This window comes from Lentzea fradiae (genome assembly GCF_900100955.1).
GTDB lineage: Bacteria > Actinomycetota > Actinomycetes > Mycobacteriales > Pseudonocardiaceae > Lentzea > Lentzea fradiae.
Map to the genome: position 1 here is coordinate 231,941 of NZ_FNCC01000004.1, position 20,380 is coordinate 252,320.

General features: G+C 70.1%; 18 protein-coding genes. 13 read left to right on the forward strand and 5 right to left on the reverse strand.

Translation table 11 applies throughout. From position 1 onward, the window contains the following. The first annotated feature begins 198 nt into the window (after positions 1–198). Both BLT23_RS10915 and BLT23_RS10920 read left to right on the forward strand, forming a co-directional pair. Positions 199–1,395 (forward strand): NAD(P)-dependent malic enzyme, encoded by a 1,197-nt coding sequence (locus BLT23_RS10915; protein WP_425434368.1) that lies wholly within the window; start codon positions 199–201, stop codon positions 1,393–1,395. Positions 1,396–1,629: 234 nt separating this feature from the next. Then, positions 1,630–4,794, forward strand: a complete 3,165-nt coding sequence (locus tag BLT23_RS10920; protein WP_245743890.1) for a bifunctional diguanylate cyclase/phosphodiesterase — start codon at positions 1,630–1,632, stop codon at positions 4,792–4,794. On the opposite strand, the gene BLT23_RS10925 is transcribed toward BLT23_RS10920, so the two are convergent. After that, positions 4,756–6,306 carry a bis-aminopropyl spermidine synthase family protein gene (locus tag BLT23_RS10925; RefSeq protein WP_090048173.1) on the reverse strand — a complete coding sequence of 517 codons (1,551 nt, stop codon included), beginning with the start codon at positions 6,304–6,306 and terminating at the stop codon, positions 4,756–4,758. The genes BLT23_RS10920 and BLT23_RS10925 overlap by 39 nt on opposite strands. Before the next feature lie 132 nt (positions 6,307–6,438). Here BLT23_RS10925 and BLT23_RS10930 point away from each other — a divergent pair, with 132 nt between their 5' ends. From BLT23_RS10930 to BLT23_RS10945, 4 genes are read left to right on the forward strand one after another with little or no spacing between them, the layout of a single operon-like run. Continuing rightward, positions 6,439–7,521, forward strand: coding sequence for an ABC transporter ATP-binding protein (locus tag BLT23_RS10930; protein WP_090048174.1), 1,083 nt, complete (start codon positions 6,439–6,441; stop codon positions 7,519–7,521). Further along, entirely contained in the window at positions 7,518–8,156 is a 639-nt protein-coding gene (locus BLT23_RS10935; protein ID WP_090048175.1) for an ABC transporter permease, read from the forward strand. The genes BLT23_RS10930 and BLT23_RS10935 overlap by 4 nt, the downstream gene beginning before the upstream one ends. A gap of 6 nt (positions 8,157–8,162) precedes the next feature. Beyond that, a complete protein-coding gene (locus BLT23_RS10940) occupies positions 8,163–8,825 on the forward strand; it encodes an ABC transporter permease (protein WP_342713653.1) in 663 nt (220 codons plus the stop codon). Further along, positions 8,822–9,718, forward strand: a complete 897-nt coding sequence (locus BLT23_RS10945) for an ABC transporter substrate-binding protein (protein ID WP_090048176.1) — start codon at positions 8,822–8,824, stop codon at positions 9,716–9,718. Before BLT23_RS10940 ends, BLT23_RS10945 begins: the two co-directional genes overlap by 4 nt. Before the next feature lie 30 nt (positions 9,719–9,748). Here the strand turns inward: BLT23_RS10945 and BLT23_RS10950 are convergent, their stop codons facing one another. The 3 genes from BLT23_RS10950 to BLT23_RS10960 form a co-directional block, all read right to left on the reverse strand. Continuing rightward, a complete protein-coding gene (locus BLT23_RS10950) occupies positions 9,749–10,714 on the reverse strand; it encodes a GNAT family N-acetyltransferase (RefSeq protein WP_176946687.1) in 966 nt (321 codons plus the stop codon). A 157-nt stretch (positions 10,715–10,871) separates the two neighbouring features. Continuing rightward, positions 10,872–11,234, reverse strand: a complete 363-nt coding sequence (locus BLT23_RS10955) for a hypothetical protein (protein ID WP_090048178.1) — start codon at positions 11,232–11,234, stop codon at positions 10,872–10,874. A gap of 14 nt (positions 11,235–11,248) precedes the next feature. Further along, entirely contained in the window at positions 11,249–12,616 is a 1,368-nt protein-coding gene (locus BLT23_RS10960; RefSeq protein ID WP_090048179.1) for a helix-turn-helix transcriptional regulator, read from the reverse strand. Between the two features lie 182 nt (positions 12,617–12,798). Between BLT23_RS10960 and BLT23_RS39965 the strand changes: the two genes are divergently transcribed. The 3 genes from BLT23_RS39965 to BLT23_RS10975 all read left to right on the forward strand — a co-directional run bounded on the left by BLT23_RS39965 (position 12,799) and on the right by BLT23_RS10975 (position 14,755). Then, positions 12,799–13,251, forward strand: coding sequence for a hypothetical protein (locus tag BLT23_RS39965; RefSeq protein ID WP_143035893.1), 453 nt, complete (start codon positions 12,799–12,801; stop codon positions 13,249–13,251). A 419-nt stretch (positions 13,252–13,670) separates the two neighbouring features. After that, complete coding sequence (locus BLT23_RS10970; RefSeq protein ID WP_245743891.1) at positions 13,671–14,036, forward strand: glycine-rich domain-containing protein; 366 nt, start codon at positions 13,671–13,673, stop codon at positions 14,034–14,036. 83 nt (positions 14,037–14,119) lie between these two features. Continuing rightward, positions 14,120–14,755, forward strand: coding sequence for a class I SAM-dependent methyltransferase (locus BLT23_RS10975; RefSeq protein ID WP_090048182.1), 636 nt, complete (start codon positions 14,120–14,122; stop codon positions 14,753–14,755). A gap of 23 nt (positions 14,756–14,778) precedes the next feature. Here the strand turns inward: BLT23_RS10975 and BLT23_RS10980 are convergent, their stop codons facing one another. Continuing rightward, a complete protein-coding gene (locus BLT23_RS10980; RefSeq protein ID WP_090048183.1) occupies positions 14,779–15,564 on the reverse strand; it encodes an IclR family transcriptional regulator in 786 nt (261 codons plus the stop codon). Between the two features lie 112 nt (positions 15,565–15,676). Here BLT23_RS10980 and BLT23_RS10985 point away from each other — a divergent pair, with 112 nt between their 5' ends. The 4 genes from BLT23_RS10985 (at position 15,677) to hutU (ending at position 20,378) form a co-directional block, all read left to right on the forward strand. Further along, positions 15,677–16,204, forward strand: a complete 528-nt coding sequence (locus tag BLT23_RS10985; RefSeq protein WP_090048184.1) for a SigE family RNA polymerase sigma factor — start codon at positions 15,677–15,679, stop codon at positions 16,202–16,204. Further along, the gene (locus BLT23_RS10990) at positions 16,201–17,154 is read left to right on the forward strand and encodes a hypothetical protein (RefSeq protein ID WP_090048185.1); all 954 of its coding nucleotides are present in this window, start codon (positions 16,201–16,203) and stop codon (positions 17,152–17,154) included. Before BLT23_RS10985 ends, BLT23_RS10990 begins: the two co-directional genes overlap by 4 nt. A 75-nt stretch (positions 17,155–17,229) precedes the next feature. Continuing rightward, on the forward strand, positions 17,230–18,738 hold the full coding sequence (hutH, locus tag BLT23_RS10995; RefSeq protein WP_090048186.1) for a histidine ammonia-lyase: 1,509 nt from the start codon (positions 17,230–17,232) through the stop codon (positions 18,736–18,738). Then, positions 18,735–20,378, forward strand: a complete 1,644-nt coding sequence (hutU, locus tag BLT23_RS11000) for a urocanate hydratase (protein ID WP_090048187.1) — start codon at positions 18,735–18,737, stop codon at positions 20,376–20,378. The genes hutH and hutU overlap by 4 nt, the downstream gene beginning before the upstream one ends. The last annotated feature ends 2 nt before the right edge of the window (positions 20,379–20,380 follow it).

Below are 20,380 nucleotides of genomic sequence, written 5' to 3' on the forward strand. Positions count from 1 at the left end.
CCGCAGACAGCCGTGCGGGACCCTGTCACACTTCCGTCACCCGCAGCACTCGGACCGTTCTCCGGCGCAACTCGTCGGAGGTCGTCGACCGAGTTTCCAGGCCCCGTGTACCCGGCGTGACAACGCTGGGCCGGTGCGCCGTTTGGTGATGAGCCCGTTTCCGGGCCGATACGCCGCCCGCACCGCAGGAGGGACGCCGTGACAGCAGTGAACGAAGCCCGTACCGAGAACTCCGATCCGACGCAGCTGACGGACGAGGAGATCTTCCACGCGCACCTGGGAGGGAAGCTCGAGGTCGGCGCGACCGCCTCGCTGGCCGACCCGAAGGCGCTGTCGATCGCGTACACACCGGGGGTCGCGCGGGTGAGCACCGCCATCGCGCAGGACGCCTCGCTGGCCGCGCGGTACACCTGGGCGCACCGGCTCGTGGTCGTCGTCAGCGACGGCACCGCCGTGCTCGGCCTCGGCGACATCGGGCCCAGCGCGTCCCTGCCCGTCATGGAGGGCAAGTCCGCGCTGTTCAAGACCTTCGGCGGCCTCGACTCCATCCCGCTCGTGCTGAACACGACGGACGTGGACGAGATCGTCGAGACGCTCGTCCGGCTGCGCCCGTCGTTCGGCGCGGTCAACCTGGAGGACGTCTCCGCGCCGCGCTGCTTCGAGCTGGAGCGGAAGCTCATCGAGGCGCTCGACTGCCCGGTCATGCACGACGACCAGCACGGCACCGCCGTCGTGTCGCTCGCCGCGCTCAATGGCGCGAACACCGTGCTGGGCAAGAACATCGGCGACCAGCGGGTGGTCATCTCCGGTGCGGGCGCCGCGGGCATCGCGATCGCCAAGATCCTCGTCGCGGCCGGCGCCGGTGACATCACGCTGATCGACTCGCGCGGCATCGTCCGCACGGGCAGGGCGGGGCTCAACCCGGTCAAGGAGGAGATCGCGGCCGTCACGAACTCCTCGAACCTCGACGGCGGCATCGACGTCGCCCTGCGCGGCGCGGACGTCTTCATCGGCGTCTCGTCGTCGACGGTGCCGGAGGAGCTGATCGCGAGCATGGCGGACGACTCGGTCGTCTTCGCGCTCTCGAACCCGGACCCGGAGGTGCACCCGGAGGTCGCCGCGCGGCACGCCGCGGTCGTGGCGACCGGCCGCAGCGACTTCCCGAACCAGATCAACAACGTGCTCGCGTTCCCCGGCATTTTCCGCGGGGCGCTCGACGCGGGCGCGCGCAGGATCACCGAGGGCATGAAACTCGCGGCGGCCGACGCAATTCTGGACGTCGCGAAAGATGATTTGGGCCCGGACCGAATTGTGCCGTCGGCGCTGGACCCCCGCGTCGGGCCCGCTGTCGCGGCGGCCGTCGCCGTGGCCGCGAAGGCCGACGGAGTGGCCTGACCTGCGCCTGCTCCGCGTTCACATTCACCGCCCATTTGATCGCACGGGAACCGGAACCACGAAGGTGGCTTTTCGTTAACCCGTGCAGGGGTGGGCGATGACGCTCCGAAGCGCTACCGTCCCTCTCCACGGGTGAACGCCCGTGGAGAGGGTTCGCGTTCGCCGCCGTTCGGGTGCCGTTGTCGTGCCCATCCGAATTGCCGCGGGTGGTGAATGCGAGGAGAGGGTGGGTCGGTGCCCAAGTGGGTGGGACGCGCGACGGTGGTGAACGGCCGTGCACGGACGGCCGCGAGGACTTCGGTGACGCTGGACGGGCTCACCCTGCCCGACGCGCCGTCGTTGCTCGTCGACGGTCAGGGCGTCGTCATGCAGGCGAACCCGGCCGCGGTGGAGCTGGCGGGCGCTCAGGGAGCGGACGACCTCGTCGGCCATCCCCTCGGTGAGCTGCTCCTCGGCGACTCCTCCGACCTGCGGCTGGCCCGCGCCGACCGCACCGAGCTGCCCGTGCGCGTCGCCCGCCACCCCGTTCCCGGCACCGGTCTGCAGGCCGTCCTGCTGATCGACGTCTCCGACCTCGCCGCCGCCGCGGACGCGTTGCGCGACGAGCAGCGCCGCCTGCGCAAGGTGCAGCAGGTCGCCCAGCTCGGCTCGTGGGAGTTCGACCCCAGGACCGGGGTGACCGTCTGGTCGGACACGCACTACGAGCTGCTCGGCGTCGACCGCGCCATCGTCCCCGGCGCGCAGGCCGTCCTCGACGTCGTGCACCCGGACGACTACCACATGGTCGAGACCTACTGGCACGGCCGGGAGATCACCGGCGACCCCATCGACATCGAGTACCGGATCGTGCGACCGGACGGCCAGCTGCGCTGGATCCGCGGTGTCGCCGAGGCGCGGCTGGACGACGCCGGCGCCCTCGACAAGATCACCGGCTACATCCGCGACATCACCGAGTCCAAGCGCGCGGCGACCGAGCTCGCCCAGGAACGGGCGCGGCTGCTGGAGGCGCAGCGCATCGCCCGCATCGGCAGCTGGGCCTACGAGACCGGCACTCGCGCCGTGCACCGCAGCGAGGTGCTGGTCGAGATGTTCGCCGAGCTGGGCATCACCCCCGAGGACGACCTGCTCAGCGGGGTGCACCCCGACGACCGCGAGGCGGTCAAGGCCATCAGGGACCGCCTGCTGCACGCGAGCGACGGCGCCCCGGTCGAGGTCGAGGTCCGCAGCGAGGTCGGTGACCGCGTCTACATGTGCCGTGCGCGCGCCGAGATCGCGCCGTCCGGCCGCGTCGAGCGCTACCACGGCACGATCCAGGACGTCACCGAGGCGCGCGAGCTGGAGCGCCGGATGCGTGAGGACCGCCGAAGACTCGCGGACGCGCAGCAGGCGGCCCGCCTCGGCATGTGGGAGTGGAACCCCGAGGACGGCGGGGTCGTGTGGTCGGACATGCTGCGCGAGATCTTCGGCATCCCGGCCGACGTTCCTGGCAGCTACCGGACCTACCTCGACCTCGTGCACCCGGAGGACCGCGCCTGGGTGGACGACCTGTGGCGCCAGCTCGCCACCGACGAGACGGCGGTCCAGTGCGAGCACCGGATCATCCGGCCGCACGACGGCGCGACGCGCGTCTTCCGCTGCCACGGCATGATCGTCCACGACCCGCTGGGCAAGAAGCTCGCGGTCGGCACCGCCCAGGACGTCACCGAGCAGCGCGCCGCCGAGGCCCGCATGAAGCGCTCCTCCCAGCGCTTCACCGACCTGGTGTCCGTGACGCCGGTCGGCATCGGCCTGTTCGACGAGGGCGAGCGGCTGGTCGACGCCAACGACGCGCTGTGCGACCTGCTCGGCATGGAGCTGGAGCAGCTGCGCGGCATGACCGCCGAGCAGCTCACCCACCCGGAGGACACCTCGCCGGGCCTGCAGTGGGCCGCCGAGCGCACGCAGAAGATCCCGCAGCGCATCCTCGTCCGCCCCGACGGCGAGAAGGTCTACTGCGAGCTGCACATCGCGATGTCGGTGCAGGACGACGGCCGCCGCTTCTGGCTGATCGTGTTCCTCGACATCACCGAACGCCGCCGCGCCGCCGAGGCGTTGCGCCACCAGGCCACCCACGACGAGCTGACCGGGCTCCCGAACCGCGCGCTGGTGAAGGAGATCCTCGGCAAGGTGCTCGACGGGCCGGACCGGTCCAAGGTCGCCGTCCTGTTCTGCGACATCGACAACTTCAAGCGCGTCAACGACTCCCTCGGCCACGACGCGGGTGACGAGCTGCTCGTGGCGCTCGCGCGCAGGCTGGAGGGCGGCCTGCCGGACGGCTGCACGGCCGCGCGCCTGTCCGGCGACGAGTACGTGATCATCTCCGAGGACATCGACGCCGTCGGCGGCGTGGACGCCCTCGCCACGCGCGTCGCGTCGTTGCTGCGCACCGCCGTTCCCGTGCACGGACAACTCGTCCGCGTCTCGGCGTCGATCGGTGCGGCCGTCCCGAACGGCTCCCGCGCCAACGGCGCCGACCTGCTGCGGTTCGCCGACGCGGCGATGTTCGAGGCGAAGCGCAACGGCGCCGGGCGCGTCTCGCTCGCCTCGGCCGCGCTGATCGCCTCCGCCGACCGCCAGGTGCACCTCGAAGGCCAGCTGCGGGAGGCGTTGCAGCACGACGGCCTGGCCCTGCACTACCAGCCGGTCGTGGGCGTCGACGGCGCCGTGCTGACCGCGGAGGCGCTGGTGCGCTGGCCGCACCCGGACCGCGGCCTGCTGCCGCCGGACGTGTTCCTGCCGGTCGCCGAGCAGGGCGACCTGATGCGCGAGCTGGACCGCTGGGTGCTGCGCACGGCGTTGAAGGAGGCCGCGACCTGGCCCGCGCCGGACGGCCGCCCGGTGTCGGTGGCGGTGAACCTCGCCGGTCTCGTGCCGGGCGACCCGGAGTTCGTCGACATCGTCTCGACCGCGATCATGGAGTCCGGCGTCCCGTGGGAACGGGTGGTGCTGGAGCTGGTCGAGACCGCGTTCGTCGACCTGCCCTCGCGCGTGCGGCAGTCGATGGACGAGCTGGTGAAGCGCGGCGTGCAGTTCGCCGTCGACGACTTCGGCACCGGCTACTCGTCGCTCGCCCGCCTCAAGGACCTGCCCGCGCAGATCATCAAGGTGGACCGGCGGTTCGTCTCCGGCGTGGGCAACGACTCGTCGGACTTCGCCGTCGCCCGCGCCGTCGTCGACATGGCCCGCGCGATGGGCCGCAAGTGCGTGGCCGAGGGCGTCGAGACCGCCACCCAGTTCCACGTGCTGCGCGGTGTCGGCGTGGACGCGTACCAGGGCTGGCTGTTCTCGCGTCCGGTGCCGCCCAAGGAGTTCCGCGCCGTGCTAGCCCTCGGGCCGCTCCACATACCGCGCGCTGGCTGAGACCTCCGGCAGCAGCGCCGCGATGCGGTGCCTGGGCAGGTCGACCAGCCTCAGTTCGAGGTCCTCCGACGACACCTGCGCGTTGTCGACGATCTCGGCCGCCTGCCGCTTCGTCAGCACGCCCTGCGACGCCGTGATCAGCGCTTCGCGCCAGACGTTGCGCAGCTTGCCGTGCGCCTTCATCAGCACCTCCCGGACCGTGCGGTCGCCGAGCGACAGCGTGCCGGTGAGGACCTGGTCGGCCACCACGATCGTGGTCTTGGCGTCCGGGTTGTTGCGCAGGAACCGCAGCTTGAACCGCGTCGCCACCAGCTCCTGCAGCTCCTTCTGACCCGCCTCCGACGACACGGCCGGGTGATTGTTGGGCACCAGGCACGCCAGCCGCGCCGGTGACGACGCCAGCAGCGTCCGCAGCAGCCACGGCCCGGGGTCCGCCGACAGGTCGACGGCGAGCGACGCGGCTCCCTTGCCGACGGGCTCGGCCCAGCCGGCGGCGCGCGGCTTCGGCGGCGGCGAGGACTCGGGGCGCGGCGCCAGGTCCGACAGCGCGGCCAGCGCCTCCTTCGACGGGCCGGACGACTCCACGGACTGCGCGCCGTGGGTGTAGATCCGCGTCCCGCCCGCCACCGCACGCCGTCCGGTCGGGCGGCACACGTAGAGGTCGGCGGCCGAGCCGATGGCCTGGGCGCCGTCGAACCGGTGGAACGCGGGCAGGATCGCCTCGAAGACCAGCCCGAGCTTCTGCAGTTCCTGCTGGACCTTGAGGCCCAGCGCGGGAGTCCGGTCGGAGAAGCCGTAGGCGAGCAGCACCCGGCCGGAGGCGATGTCCTCCAGCGCCTCGACCGCGCGACCGGCGAACAGGCCCATGCCCTCCGGCGTGTAGGGCGGGTCGCTGAAGACGAGGTCGAACGACTCCAGCACGGACGCGGGCAGCCCGAAACGCATGTCGCAGTGCAAGGTCCGGATGTCGTGGCCGCGTTCGGCCGCCCGTGCGTCGATGAACTCCAGCAGGCGCTCGTCGAGATCCACCACGGTGATCGAGACGTGCGGGTTGACCGCGGCGACGGCGAGCGACGTCAGGTCGTGGTCGCCCAGGCACAGCAGGCGCTTGCCCGCGAGGTCGTAGGTCGAGTCGAGCCACACCGCGCGGTTGAGCGCGGTCTCCGCCGTCGCCTGCACGTGGTCCAGGGAGGACAGAGGTGGCGGCACGTCGGCGATGTCGACGAGGATCTGGCGCAGCACGCCCGTGCGGTCGCGGACGCCGGACACCCCGAACTCGGCGCGGTAGGACGCCACCAGGCCGGGGGCGATGCGGTAACGATCGCCTGAAGATTCGACGTCGTCGCCCAGGGCCTTCAGCAGGTCCTGCACGGTGCGGCGGGGCACGGCGGGCAGGCGCACCAGCTCGGCCAGCGGGTGCCAGTCCTCACTGAGCAGGGACAACACCTCGCGCAGCTTGCGGGCGTGCACCCCGCGTTCCGCCACCAGCAGCCTGACCTGATCGATCGTCACAAGTGCTGAACCATACGGCCCGTCACATCGTGGAACGCTGTGCCGGGGTAAGCCGAACGAGTTAAGGTCTTGGGGATCTACGTCCAGGGCGGTCCGAACCGGGGTGGCCGTCACGACCGGAGGGATCTTCGGGTGATCGAGTTCCGGGCCGTCACCAAGCGGTTCGAGGACGGGACCATCGCTGTCGACGAGCTCGACCTCACGGTCGAGGCGGGCACGATCACCGTGTTCGTCGGTCCATCCGGGTGCGGCAAGACCACGTCGCTGCGCATGGTCAACCGCATGATCGACCCCACGTCGGGCACGATCCTGGTGGACGGCCGGGACGTCATGACCGTCGACCCGCCGACGTTGCGCCGCGGCATCGGCTACGTCATCCAGCAGGCGGGCCTGTTCCCGCACCGCACCGTCCTCGACAACGTCGCGACGGTGCCGCTTCTGTCCGGTTGGGACAAACGCAAGGCCCGCACCCGTGCCGCGGAGCTGCTGGAGATCGTCGGGCTGGACCCGGCGTTCGGCAAGCGCTACCCGGCCCAGCTCTCCGGCGGCCAGCAGCAGCGCGTCGGTGTCGCCCGCGCCCTCGCGGCGGACCCGCCCGTGCTGCTCATGGACGAGCCGTTCAGCGCCGTCGACCCGGTCGTGCGCGAGGACCTCCAGACCGAGCTGCTGCGGCTGCAGGCGGAGCTCGACAAGACGATCGTGTTCGTCACGCACGACATCGACGAGGCGCTGAAGCTCGGCGAGCGCGTCGCGGTGTTCCAGACGGGCGGGCACCTCGCCCAGTACGCGAAGCCGGCGGAGCTGCTCAGCGCGCCCGCCAACGACTTCGTCGCCTCGTTCGTCGGCAGGGACCGCGGCTACCGCACGCTGACGTTCCTGCACGCCGACGTCCCCGTGCACCCCGTCGCCACGGCGAAGCTCGGCGAGCGGGTCACCGTCACCGGCTGGATCCTCGTCGTCGACGACGAGAACAGGCCGAAGGGCTGGCTGTCCGGAGTGGACGGTGAGGTGGAGGTGCGTGAGCAGGACCTCGTCTCCGGTGGTTCCCTCTACGACGGCACCTCGTTGCGCGGCGCGCTCGACGCGGCGCTCAGCTCCCCGTCCGCGCTCGGCGTGATGGTCGACGACGCGGGCGCGGTGAGCGGCGTGGTCAGGGCCGACGACGTCATCCAGGCCCTCGCGAAGGCCCGCGCGGCGGGTGAGGTCCCGAAGTGACCTGGATCTTCGAGAACTGGGCGAGGTTCTGGGAGGTCACCGAGGTGCACCTGCGGCTCTCGGTCGTCCCGGTCGTCGTCGGGTTCCTCCTCGCCGTCCCGCTCGGCTGGTGGGCGAGCAGGTCTCCCACGGCCCGCACGATCCTCTTCCCCCTGGCCAACATCCTCTTCACGGTCCCGTCGATCGCGCTGATCGTCATCACGCCGGTGCTGCTGGGCGTGAAGATCCTCGACGAGATCAACGTGATCGTGCCGCTGACCATCTACACCGTCGCGCTGATGGTGAGGTCGGTCGCGGACGCGCTCTCCGCCGTGCCGGGCCACGTGACGGCCGCGGCGAACGCGATGGGCTTCCGGCCGCTGCGCCGGTTCCTCACCGTCGACTTCCCGCTGGCGCTGCCGGTCACCATCGCGGGCCTGCGCGTCGCGACCGTCTCCAACATCAGCATGGTGAGCGTCGGCGCGCTGGTCGGCCTCGGCGGCTACGGCCAGCTCTTCACCGAGGGCTACCAGACCGACCACACCGAGAAGGTGCTCGCGGGACTGATCGGGACGGTCGTGCTCGCGGTCCTCGCGGACGGGTTGCTGCTGCTGGCCGGACGACTGCTCACGCCGTGGGCGAGGGCGGGGAGGTGAGCTGACGTGGGCTGGCTCTTCGACCCCGCGCACTGGTCCGGCACGACCGGCATCCCGGTGCGGATGGCGGAACACCTCGGCTACACGTTCGTCACGCTGCTGGTCGCCGCGCTGATCGCGATCCCGCTGGGCGCGTTCGTCGGTCACACCGGCCGGGGCGGGTTCCTGATCGTCGGCCTCTCCAACGCCCTGCGCGCCCTGCCGACGACGGCCGTGCTGATCCTCGTCGTGCTGTGGGCGGGTCTCGGCGACTTCCCCGTCTACGTGGCCCTGGTGCTGCTGGCGATCCCGCCGATCATGGCGGGCACCTACGCGGGCGTCCGCGCCGTCGACCCGGTGACGGTCGACGCGGCGCGCGGCGTCGGCATGCGCGAGTCGGGCGTGCTGCTGCGCGTGGAGATCCCGAACGCGCTTCCCCTGGTCTACGGCGGTTTCCGCGGCGCCGCGCTGCAGGTGGTCGCCACCGCCACCATCGCCGCGTACACCGGTGCCGGCGGCCTCGGCAGGCTCGTCTTCGACGGCCTGGCACTGCAGGAGTTCGGACAGATGCTCGCCGGCGCGGTGCTCGTGGCACTGCTCGCCGTTCTCGTCGACCTGGCGTTCGCCGGCTTGCAACGGCTGACGGTCTCGCCAGGGCTGCGTCCAGCAGGAACCGGAGGAAAGAGATGAAGCGCATCGCGACAGCCGTCGCCGCGGTCATGCTTTTGTCGGCGTGCGGTGGTGACCCGCTGACGGGCGGCGCCGACAACCCGGCACCCGTGGACACGATCGTGGTCGGGTCCGCGAACTTCACGGAGTCGCGCCTGCTCGCCGAGATCTACGCGGAAGCCTTGGCCGCCAAGGGCGTCAAGGTCTCCAAGAAGCTCAACATCGGCAACCGCGAGCTGTACTTCAAGGGCGTCCAGGACGGCTCGATCGACCTGATCCCCGAGTACAGCGGCGTGCTCCTCAAGCACGTCAACAAGGAAGCCCCCGAGGTAGGCGCCGACGAGGTGTACGCGGCGCTGAAGAAGGCCCTGCCGCAGCCCTTGATCGTGCTCGACAAGTCGGAGGCCGAGGACAAGGACGCCGTCGTCGTCACCAAGCAGGTGGCGGCGCAGTACAGCCTCAAGTCGATCGACGACCTCGTGCCGTACTGCAAGGACTTCGTCTTCGGCGGCCCCACCGAGTTCCAGAACCGCCCGGACGGGCTGCCGGGGCTGAAGGCCAAGTACAACTGCGAGTTCAAGGAGTTCAAGGCCCTCGACGTGGGCGGGCCGCTGACGGTCGCCGGGCTGAAGGACAACACGGTCCAGGCGGCTGACCTGTTCACCACCGACGCCGCCATCAAGGCCAACGAGTTCGTGGTGCTCGAAGACCCCAAGAACGTGTTCGCCGCTCAGAACGTGCTGCCGTTGATCAACGAGAAGAAGGCTTCCCAGCAGGTTCGGGACGTCTTGAACGCCATCTCGAAGAAGCTCGACACGGAGACGTTGCTGGAGCTGAACGAGAAGCTGGCAGGGCCGGACAAGCCCGAGCCGGAGAAGGTCGCCAAGGAGTGGCTGGCTTCCGCCGGGATCTGATGTTCGCCGAGACCGCCGGCCCGCGGCCCCTCAGGGGTGCAGGTCGGCGGTCTTCGCTTGTACGGCGAAGTAGACGTAGTCGTCCTCGAAGCCCAGCGAGCGGTTCAGCCGGAGCATGGGCTCGTTCGCGGTGCTGGTGCGCGTCAGCACCTTCGTCACCCCGGTCAGGTTGTGCAGCATGCGCGCCTTGATCAGCCGGCCGAGCCCCTTGCCCCGATGAGCGGGCAGCACGGCGGTGTGCAGCTGGACCGCGACCGTGGGGTCGACGCCCTGCCGCTCCACGACGGTGACACCCGCCGGTGCGTCGTCGTGCAGCAGGAGCACCACCCAGCGTTCCTTCCCCGCCGCCGAGCTCGCGGCTTCGGCGGCACGCACCCCTTCGACCGTGTTCCTCGCGGCGTCGAGCGTCGTCTCGCCGAACGGCGCGTCCGTGATCGAGTTCAGCGCGTCGGCACAAGCCCCGACGAACTCGTCCGGCGCCGAGCCCTTCCACGTGACGAGCCGGTATCCGGCGGGAGGCGCGCCGACGTGCGGCAGGGAGAAGCCTTCCAGGCGCTGGCTGGTCATCGAGGTCACGACGCGGAACCCGCGAGCAGCGGCGAAGTGCTCGGCCGGGCTGCCGCGGAACACGCTCCACGACTCGATCACGGTCCGCCCGTCCAGCAGCGCGGGAACTCCGCGAAGCAGCGCCGTGCCGACGCCCCGGCGGCGACGAGACGGCAGCACGACAACGGTGACCAGCGCGAGATGCGCGTTCGCCGCCGCCACGGAGACCTGCACCTGGGCGTACCCGATGATCCGGCCGGCCTCGCGGGCGACCACGAACCGGGCCGGTTCGAACCCCAGCTCGTCCCGGTGGCTCCACAGGGCCGCGCAGGCGTCGTAGGACGGAGGTTCCTTGCCGGGCTTGTTCTCGACGGCCCAGGCCGACACCACCTCGTGCAGATCCCGCCGGTCCTCTTCCGAAGCCGTCGCGAACTCGAGCCGCTCGATCACGCCCGCACCTCCGCCATGGAACCGATTCAACCGAGGCTGGGCGGTTCTGCCCAGCCTCGGGTGCGTTCTCGCTGGACCGGCTGTGCAACTGCGGTTCGCGAGGGCTCCGTCCTTCCGCTTCCGCGTGGCGAGATCCTGGCGGCGGTGATCGGGCGGGCTACCGCGCGATGTGCCGTTCGATCGCCTCGAAGATGTCGCAGTCGGTTTGCTGCCACCAGCTGGGCATGTCGTTCCAGTCCGGGACGTGGCTGGGCTTGGGGTCGGCGACGTTGCGGTAGATCTGCACGAGCCAGCAGGTGGCGACGAACCGGCCCTTCTGCTCGCGGGTCAAGCCCGTGACACCGTCTCCAGCCTCGATGAACGCCACGACCTGGTCGTAGGTCGCGGTCGCGCTGGCCTTCTCCCAGTCATCGGTGTCGTCCCACGGCTTGACGTAGCTGTCCTTGGGCGTGCCGGGGAAGTGCTTGGTGACGCCTGCGATCCAGGCTTCACGGAACACGCGACCGCGGTCGTCCTGCACTTGGTTCTCCTGTCCTATCGGGTGTTCGACGCTGGTGCCAACGCCTTGATCTCACCGCTCAGCCGCTGTACCTGCTTGTCGCCGAGCATCGGCACGAGGTGGCGCTGAAGACTGCCGAGCTTGCGGCGGATGTAGTCGGAACTCGTGGTCACGGCGTCGGCCAGGGCCGTGCTGGCGTGGGCCATCACCTGGTCCCGGTCTCGCCGGTCGGCGCCGATGATCGCGAGATCGACGTGCACACCGGCGCGTCGGCGGGGAGAAAGCTTGTGCCGCAGCGCTTTTGCCAGCTCCTCTTCTGCCAGGAGGTGCCGGCCGAGAGTCGCATAGCAGGTGCCACGTTGCTCTGGGAGTCGTGAGCCGTCGAACCGCAACCACCCTCCGTTCTGGAGGGCTCCGGCCAGTCCGCGGACTTCTTCGGCCTTGTCCAGGGCCCGCTGGCAGGAGGACAGGTCACCCAAGCCCGCGAAGGTCTCAGCCTGAACCGCCGCGACCCAATGCCGAGTCGAGAGACCGGGGTGACCACGGCGGGCAAGTCCGGCGGCGAGTTCCAACATCGGTGCCGCGCTGGCGAAGCGGCGCTCGTAGACCGACAGGAACGAATGCCGTGTCAGCGCGCACGCCCACAGGTCGAAGTCGCCGGCCGCTTCGGCGTGGCGCGCGGCGAGGTCGTAGCTGTCCGCAGCCAGCGTGTAATCGTCGCCGTCGAAATGGATCTCGCCCTTGAGCTGGTAGAGGTCGCTGGCGGACGCGGCGATCCGCTGCATGGCGGCGGGCCCGTGACCACGCTCGAGTTCCGTGGTCAGGACGCCAAGTTGGCTGCGGACGAGCGGAAGCACCTCGGATTTCGAGGCGGCACTCGCGTAGATCGTCCAGAGAGCGGCGTTGAACTGCGCGTAGTCCGCGTCGTCGGTATCAGCTGGACGGTCGGTAGCGGGGTGCAGTGCGAGCATGGCGGCGACCATGCCGGCCATGCGGAGCGCTTCGCGACGCTGCATGTCGTCAATCTCCGGGGGATCCGGCTGGCGGTGGGGACCGGGTGCCAGCTCAGGGTCGTCGAGACTCTGGTCGTGACCGCCTGGTTCAAGCCGGTCTTCGCTTGGAAACTGCTCCCTGAACGCCTCGCCCGTTCCGGGTGCCACTTCCCAGTCTGCCGTGACATCGGGCGTACGTGCACCACTGGGCACCCAGTCGATCATGGAGTCGAGCTGCTGCCTCGTGACGCGCAGTACCTTCGCGAGCTTCGACCGCTTCCAAGGCTGAGGTTTGCGCTCGCCCGCTTCCCACCGCTGAACAGTGCGGGTGTCGACATCGACCTCCTCGGCCAGACCCTCCTGAGTGAAGTAGAGCTGGAGGCGTCGCACCGCAATCGGGTGCTCGTTCATCGCTACCGCGCCTCCCGATGCCGTTCGTGGTCCTCATTGATTGCGTTTCCGCTGTTCAGACCGTGTCGTGCCGTGTGGATGCCGTGGTCCTGTCGTGTCCATGCCGTGGTCTGTGCACCCGGTTACCGGTTGTGTACAGCATGCGACGTGATTCAGGTCTCAAGATAGCCAAGGGAGCTGTGATGACCAGCATGGATGCCCGAACCATCGCCCTACTGGATGATGAATGCGTCGATGCGCCCTCCTTGGCGCTCGGCATCCCGCACTCCGCGGAGATCACCCGAGCATGTGATTTCGCGCTGGGTGGCGCCATGCGGGAGATCGTCGCCGTCGTCGTGGCCGCTGAGAGCCCTGCCGGACTTCTGGCTGGTGCGCTCGACACACTGGCCGCGCATCTGCCACCTGCGGACGGAACAACCGTGTGCCGGTTGTGCTCCACACAGTTCTGGCCGTGCGCTCGGTTCGATGAGGCGGCGCGTCACATCGAGAGGCGTGGTGTCGCCGTCAGACCTTTTGTGCCGCTGGATCTGCATCCACAGCTCTGGCCTTCCGTCTTTTCCGAATCCGCCTCGGTTCGACCACGAGACGCGGGCGCGCAGCCGGCGACCTCTTTCACTTTCGAAGCAAGTACCTGATCACCGGAGAACTACGTGCCCTGGTACCTCGCCACCACTGCGGACCATGACACGCACTTCGCCATTTCAGCGGGGGCAGCGTCGAGTCGCTGTGTCGCAGGACCTTCCGTCCCTACTTCGAGCTTCCCGGGAGACCGCTCGACCCGCTTCAAATCTGCGATGTGTGTCTCGCAGAACGGCGGTTGGTGACGTCGGTTCCCGTTGCGCCACGACGGTGAACCACTACGCCCGTCCACGCTCGATCACCACCGTTCTGGTGGCCCCTGACTGGTGTGCTCTCGCAGCACACCGAAAGCCGCGATCGAACGCGGCCCGGAGAACCGCACTTGAAGGAGACCAGTATGTCCACTGCATTGAGCCTGCGCGATCCGCGGACATGTGTGCCCGCTGAGGTGTGGGACCGCGAGGTCCGGCTGCTCATGCGTGACCACGAGATGGATCGCGACCTGGCCGAACGCACTTTCGGCCAGACTGTCGCGTATCTCGTGGTCGCGGGTGAGAACCCGGACATCCCGATGGGACCGACGCCGGCAGTCGACAAGGGCGTCCACAGTTTCACTCTCGACACACCCCACTACTTCGCGTTCTGCGAGGAGAACGCCGGCCGCTACATCCACCACATCCCGCACCTGCCTGAGGACGGTGCGGCGGGACCGCTCCTGCTGAGCACGACGATCCAGGCCATTCGCGCGGCCGGGTTCACGCTCGACGCCGAACTGTGGAATGCGCAGTCCGTCGACTGCAACCAGTGCTATGTGGGTTGCCACGACAGCCCCGGCAAGTGACGCGCGCTGCCACAACCGCTGCTACCGTCCCTCGTTCCGCTTCTCTGAGCGCGGAACGAGGGACCCGCACGAAGGGATGGCCGGTGAGCAGCCCCCAAGCAGAGATCTGGGAGCGGTACGCCGCGAAGTACACCCCGCGGCGCACCGTCAACGCCGCAGGTGCGGCGACCTGGCTCAACTGGACCCAGTACCCGGACCACGGTCCTGACGAGTCCGTGCTCGGCGACGTTCGCGGCAGGCGGGTGCTGGAACTGGGCTCCGGTGCCGGGGCCAACCTCGCGCACCTCGCCACCCTCGGCGCGACCTGCACCGGCGTCGACCTCGCGCCCAGCCGTGCCGATGTCGCCCACCGCACCTGGGGCCACCTCGGTGAGCTGGAGTTCGTCACCGCTGATGCGGTCGACTACCTCAGCGAGGTGAGCACGATGTTCGACGTGGTCTACTCGATCTTCGGCGCGGTGTGGTTCACCGACCCGCGGGTCCTGTTCCCGCTGGTGCGGAAGAAGATGAACGACGGCGGCATCTTCGCGTTCTCACAGCCTCCTGCCACTCCTCAGCGGGACGAGGCTGGACAGGTGGTCCGGCAACAGCATCTCGCCGTTCCGTTGTGGCGTGGACATCTCTGCGCGGCGGGGTTCGGCGAGATCGTGGTGGAGACGATCGACGCCCCCGTGGCGGGGAAGCCTGGAACAGTGCTCATCTCCGCACGCGCGGCATAGTTCGGCTCAGGGCCCTGTGCGGGTCAGCCCGACGCCGGGTGGCCACCGATCCGGGCCGTCAGCTCGTCCGCTGCCTTGCGGACCTCCTTGGCCAGATCCGGCCAGGTCTGGCCGCACGGGGTGTCGCACAGGTGGCGGAACGTCAGGGTGATCGCGGCGATCGGGCGTTCGCCGTGGTCGAAGACCGGGGCCGCCACCGAGGCGAAGCCGACCGTGACGAAGCTGTCCTCCACCGCCCAGCCCTGGCGGCGTTCCGCGGTCAGGACGCGGCGTAGCGCCGGGAGGTTGTGCGGGCCTCGGCCGGTGCGGTCCACGAACGACTCGACGGACGGGAAGAGGGCTCTGACCTGGGCCGGGGGGAGGTGCGCAAGCATCGCCCTGCCGGAGGCCGTCAGGTGGGCGGGGAGGCGGACGCCCACGTCGGAGACGATCGACTGGGGTTGTCTCGGTTGTTCCCGTACCAGGTACAGGGCCTCCGGGCCGTGGAGTACACCCAGATGCGCCACCTTTTCCATCCGATCGGCCAGGCGTCGCAACAGCGGGCGAGCCAGGCGTTCGAGGGGGTCGTGGCGCAGGTAGGCGGAGCCCAGCTCGAAGGAGGCCACGCCCAGGCCGTAGCGCTTCTCCTCGGGGAAGTGCGTGGCGAAGCCTGCCTCGGTGAGTTCCGAGAGCAGGTGGTAGGTCGTTGACCTGGGTAGATTCAGCTCGCGCGCCACCGACGCCGCGGAGACCGGCCCTGGTCTGCCCGCCAGCAGCCGCAGGACCGCCAGTCCTCGCCGCAGCGCGGGAACGTCACTGCTGCTGCCCACGCGGTGATTTTCCCACGTGATCCAGCCCACGCCGTTACTACTTCAGGGCAGACTCAACAGAACAGGCCCGAGCTGCGTCATAGGGGTGTGACGGTTTTGAAGGGGGTCGGGATTGACACCGAGTTTCGATGACTTCGCTGCAGAGCAGGTAACACCGCTGCTGCGCTACGCCACCGTGCTCACGTGCGACCCGCACCTGGCCCAGGACGTGGTCCAGGAGGTGCTGCTGCGTGCGCAGCAGAAGTGGGACCGCATCGGATCAGTCGACCTTCCGCACGCCTACGTCAAACGCATGGTCACCAACGAGTACCTCTCGTGGCGCCGGCGCAGGGCGGCGAAGGACGTCGCCCTGTGCATGTCGACCCTGGAGTCCGTCACCCCGCCCGTCGCCGACACCACGCACCACTACGACGAGCGGGAAGCCATGTTGCAGCGGATCGCGAGGCTGCCCCGCAAGCAGCGGGCTGCGGTCGTGCTCCGTTACTACGAGAACTACGACGACTCGGAGATCGCACAGATGCTCGGTTGTGCCGAGGGAACAGTGCGCAGCCACATCTCACGTGCGCTGGCCACACTCCGCACGGAACATCTGCCGGAACCCGCTGGTGCTGGGTTGCGGTTCGGGGAGGGCCTCTCGTGAACGACACCGAACAGCTGATCAAGGACGCGCTCGGCCAGCTGGCCGAACGCACGCCGCATCCCGGGCCGACGTTGAACGCCCTGCGGCGCAAGCGCAAACAGCAGCGCAGCAACATCTTCCTGATGGCCACGGCCGGGGTCGCCGCCGTCGCCGTCCTGATCTTCGCGGGTGTCGTCGCCAGCGACAGGTACGCGCCGCCCGACGCGAACAGCGCCGCCGCCGCGCTGATGCCGGGGACCGGGCAGACCGTCGACATCGAGTACACGCCGCACTGGCTGCCGGACGGGTACGTCGAGACGTTCCGCAGCGTCGGTGAGGAGACGACCCGAGTCTGGGTGCCGGCGAGCGCCAAGGACGTGGACCCGACCCTGCAGACCGGGCACCCGCGGGTCAGCCTGACGAGCCTGCAGGCGTTGCCCGACCTCAGCGGGTGGCTGGAGACCAGCGTGCGCGGGCTGAAGGCGTGGGCGAGGACGGTCCAGGGCCAGTCGGCCGGTCCGACCACCGAGCTCGTGTGGCAGGCGCAGGACGTGCTCCGCGTGTCGGTGCGCGGGCAGGAGGCCGGGCAGCAGACCGCGATGAGCGTCGCGGAGTCCGTGCGGTCCGACACGAAGATCTCCTTCCTCACGCCGTTCTCGCTCGACGGCAAGCCGGCGGGTGACGTGTGGGGCAGCACGCCCAGCCGGTGGACGGCGCGGTGGCACTCGGAGAAGTACGTGGTGACGGTCTCGACGAGCACGCCCGCGCAGACCAGTGGCACTCCGGTGTCGGTGCGCGGCAGGCAGGGCGCGATCGTCGCCGACGGGTCGCTCGTGGTGCGGGACAGCGGGCTGTGGCTCACCGTTTCGGGTGATGGTCAGAGCACGGACGACTTGGTCGACACGGCCACGCGCGTGTCCCTTCAGCACATGGACCACCCCGACACCGAGTGGATCGGCAAGGGCCTCTGACCTACGTCTGGGATACCAGACGCCATCGCGCGCTCCGGGGTCGCTGAGGCGGCCCCGGAGCGCTGTGATGTCTGCATGCGACAACCGGTGGAGCTGGGTCCCAAGCCCCTGACCCTCGACGACGTCCATGCCGTCGCCCGCGACGGTGCCCCGGTGGAGATCACCGCGGCGGCCCGCGAGGCGGTCGGCGCCGCCCGTGGTCACATCGAACAGCTCGCCACGGCGGAACGTCCCACCTACGGCGTCTCGACCGGGTTCGGCGCGCTCGCCGTCCGGCACATCCCGCCGGACCGCCGCGCGCAGCTGCAGCGGTCGCTGATCCGCTCCCACGCCGCCGGATCGGGTCCGGAGGTGGAACGCGAGGTCGTGCGCGCGCTGATGTTGCTGCGGCTGCGCACGTTGTCGACCGGTCACACCGGCGTCCGTCTGTCCACTGTGGATGCCATGGCGGGCATGCTGAACGCCGGGATTACCCCGGTGGTGCACGAGTTCGGTTCGCTGGGCTGCTCCGGTGACCTCGCGCCGTTGTCGGCGAGCGCGCTCGCGCTGATGGGCGAGGGCATGGTCCGCAACGCCCGCGACGAGCTCGTCCCGGCCGCCGAGGCGCTGGCCGAGGCCGGCATCGAACCGGTGCGGCTCGCCGAGAAGGAGGGCCTCGCGCTGATCAACGGCACCGACGGCATGCTCGGCATGCTGGCGCTGGCCATCGCGGACCTGACGAGGCTGCTGGACATCGCCGACCTCACGGCCGCCATGAGCGTCGAGGCGCTGCTCGGCACGGACCGGGTCTTCGAGCCCGAGCTGCACGCGCTGCGCCCGCACCCCGGCCAGAACCACAGCGCGGCGCGGATGCTCGCGTTCCTGCGCGACTCCGAGATCGTCGCCTCGCACCGCGGCCCGGACTGCACCCGCGTGCAGGACGCGTACTCGTTGCGCTGCTCCCCGCAGGTGCACGGCGCGGCCCGGGACACGGTCGCCTACGCGGCGACGGTGGCGGACCGCGAGCTGTCGTCGGTGATCGACAACCCGGTCGTGCTGGCCGACGGACGGGTGGAGTCGAACGGCAACTTCCACGGCGCGCCCGTCGCGTACGTGCTGGACTTCCTGGCCATCCCGGTCGCGGACGTGGCGTCGATCGCCGAGCGCCGCACGGACCGGATGCTCGACGTCTCCCGCTCGCACGGCCTGCCGCCGTTCCTCGCCGACGACCCCGGCGTGGACTCCGGCCACATGATCGCCCAGTACACGCAGGCGGCGATCGTGTCCGAGCTCAAGCGCCTGGCCGTGCCCGCGTCGGTCGACTCGATCCCGTCGTCGGCGATGCAGGAGGACCACGTGTCGATGGGCTGGTCCGCGGCCCGCAAGCTGCGCAAGGCCGTCGACGGCCTGACGACCGTGCTCGCGATCGAGCTGCTCACCGCCGCGCGGGCCCTCGACCTGCGCGCGCCCCTCAAGCCCGCCCCCGCGACGGCCGCCGCCGTGGCGAAGCTGCGCGAGACGGTGCCCGGGCCCGGCCCCGATCGCCACCTCGCCCCCGAGATCGCCGCCGCCGAGGCCCTCATCCGAAGTGGAGCCCTGTCATGACCTCTGTTCGTGCCGATCGAGGAACCGAGCTGACCGCCAAGCAGTGGTCGACCGAGGCCGCCCTGCGGATGTTCCACAACAACCTCGACCCCGACGTGGCCGAGCGCCCCGAGGACCTCGTCGTCTACGGCGGCACCGGCAAGGCCGCGCGCGACTGGCCGTCGTTCGAGGCGATCTCCCGCGAGCTGCGCAACCTCGAAGCCGACGAGACCCTGCTCGTGCAGTCCGGCCGCCCGGTCGGCGTCATGCGCACGCACGAGTGGGCGCCACGCGTGCTCATCGCGAACTCGAACCTCGTGCCGGACTGGGCGAACTGGCCCGAGTTCCGCCGCTTGGAGGCCGAGGGCCTCACGATGTACGGGCAGATGACCGCCGGGTCGTGGATCTACATCGGCACGCAGGGCATCCTCCAGGGCACCTACGAGACGTTCGCCGCCGTGGCCCAGAAGCGCTTCGGCGGCACGCTGCGCGGAACGCTGACCGTGACGGCCGGTCTGGGCGGCATGGGTGGCGCGCAGCCGCTGGCCGTGACGATGAACGAGGGCGTCGCGCTGTGCATCGAGGTCGACCCCGCCCGCGCCCTGCGCCGGGTCGAGACCCGTTACCTCGACGAGGTCGCTGCTTCGCTGGACGAGGCGGTCGAACGGTGCCTGGCGGCCAAGGCCGCCGGTGAGGCCGTGTCCGTCGGCGTCGTCGGCAACGCGGCCGAGATCCTGCCCGAGCTGCTGCGCCGCGAGGTCGCCGTCGACATCGTCACGGACCAGACGTCGGCGCACGACCCGTTGGCGTACCTGCCGATCGGCGTCCCGCTGGAGGACTGGGCCTCGTACGCGGCCGCGAAGCCGGAGGAGTTCACCGAACGCGCCCGCAAGTCGATGGCCACGCACGTCGAGGCGATGGTCGGCTTCCTCGACCGCGGCGCCGAGGTGTTCGACTACGGCAACTCGATCCGCGGCGAGGCCCAGCTCGGCGGCTACGACCGCGCGTTCGCGTTCCCCGGCTTCGTGCCCGCCTACATCCGTCCGCTGTTCTGCGAGGGCAAGGGCCCGTTCCGCTGGGCGGCGCTGTCCGGCGACCCGGCCGACATCGCGAAGACCGACGCCGCGATCCTGGAGCTGTTCCCGGAGAACGAGCAGCTCGCGCGGTGGATCAAGATGGCGGGGGAGCGCGTCGAGTTCCAGGGCCTGCCCGCCCGCATCTGCTGGCTCGGCTACGGCGAACGGCACCTCGCGGGTCTCAGGTTCAACGAGATGGTGGCCTCCGGCGAGCTGTCCGCGCCGATCGTGATCGGCCGCGACCACCTCGACTGCGGCTCGGTCGCGTCGCCGTACCGCGAGACCGAGGCGATGGCGGACGGCTCCGACGCCATCGCCGACTGGCCGCTGCTGAACGCCCTGGTCAACACGGCCTCCGGCGCCACGTGGGTGTCGATCCACCACGGCGGCGGCGTCGGCATCGGCCGGTCGATCCACGCCGGGCAGGTGACCGTGGCGGACGGCACCGAGCTGGCGGCGCGCAAGATCGAGCGGGTGCTGACGAACGACCCCGGGATGGGCGTCATCCGGCACGTGGACGCGGGGTACGACGAGGCCAGGGCGGTGGCGGCCGACAAGGGCGTGCACATCCCGATGGAGCGCTGAGA

Coding starts and splice junctions, on each gene's coding strand:
- BLT23_RS10945 (WP_090048176.1), top strand. CDS start 8,822: ATGAAGCGCATCGCGACAGCCGTCGCCGCGGTCATGCTTTTGTCGGCG.
- BLT23_RS10960 (WP_090048179.1), bottom strand. CDS start 12,616: ATGAACGAGCACCCGATTGCGGTGCGACGCCTCCAGCTCTACTTCACT.
- BLT23_RS39965 (WP_143035893.1), top strand. CDS start 12,799: ATGACCAGCATGGATGCCCGAACCATCGCCCTACTGGATGATGAATGC.
- BLT23_RS10970 (WP_245743891.1), top strand. CDS start 13,671: ATGCGTGACCACGAGATGGATCGCGACCTGGCCGAACGCACTTTCGGC.
- hutH (WP_090048186.1), top strand. CDS start 17,230: ATGCGACAACCGGTGGAGCTGGGTCCCAAGCCCCTGACCCTCGACGAC.
- hutU (WP_090048187.1), top strand. CDS start 18,735: ATGACCTCTGTTCGTGCCGATCGAGGAACCGAGCTGACCGCCAAGCAG.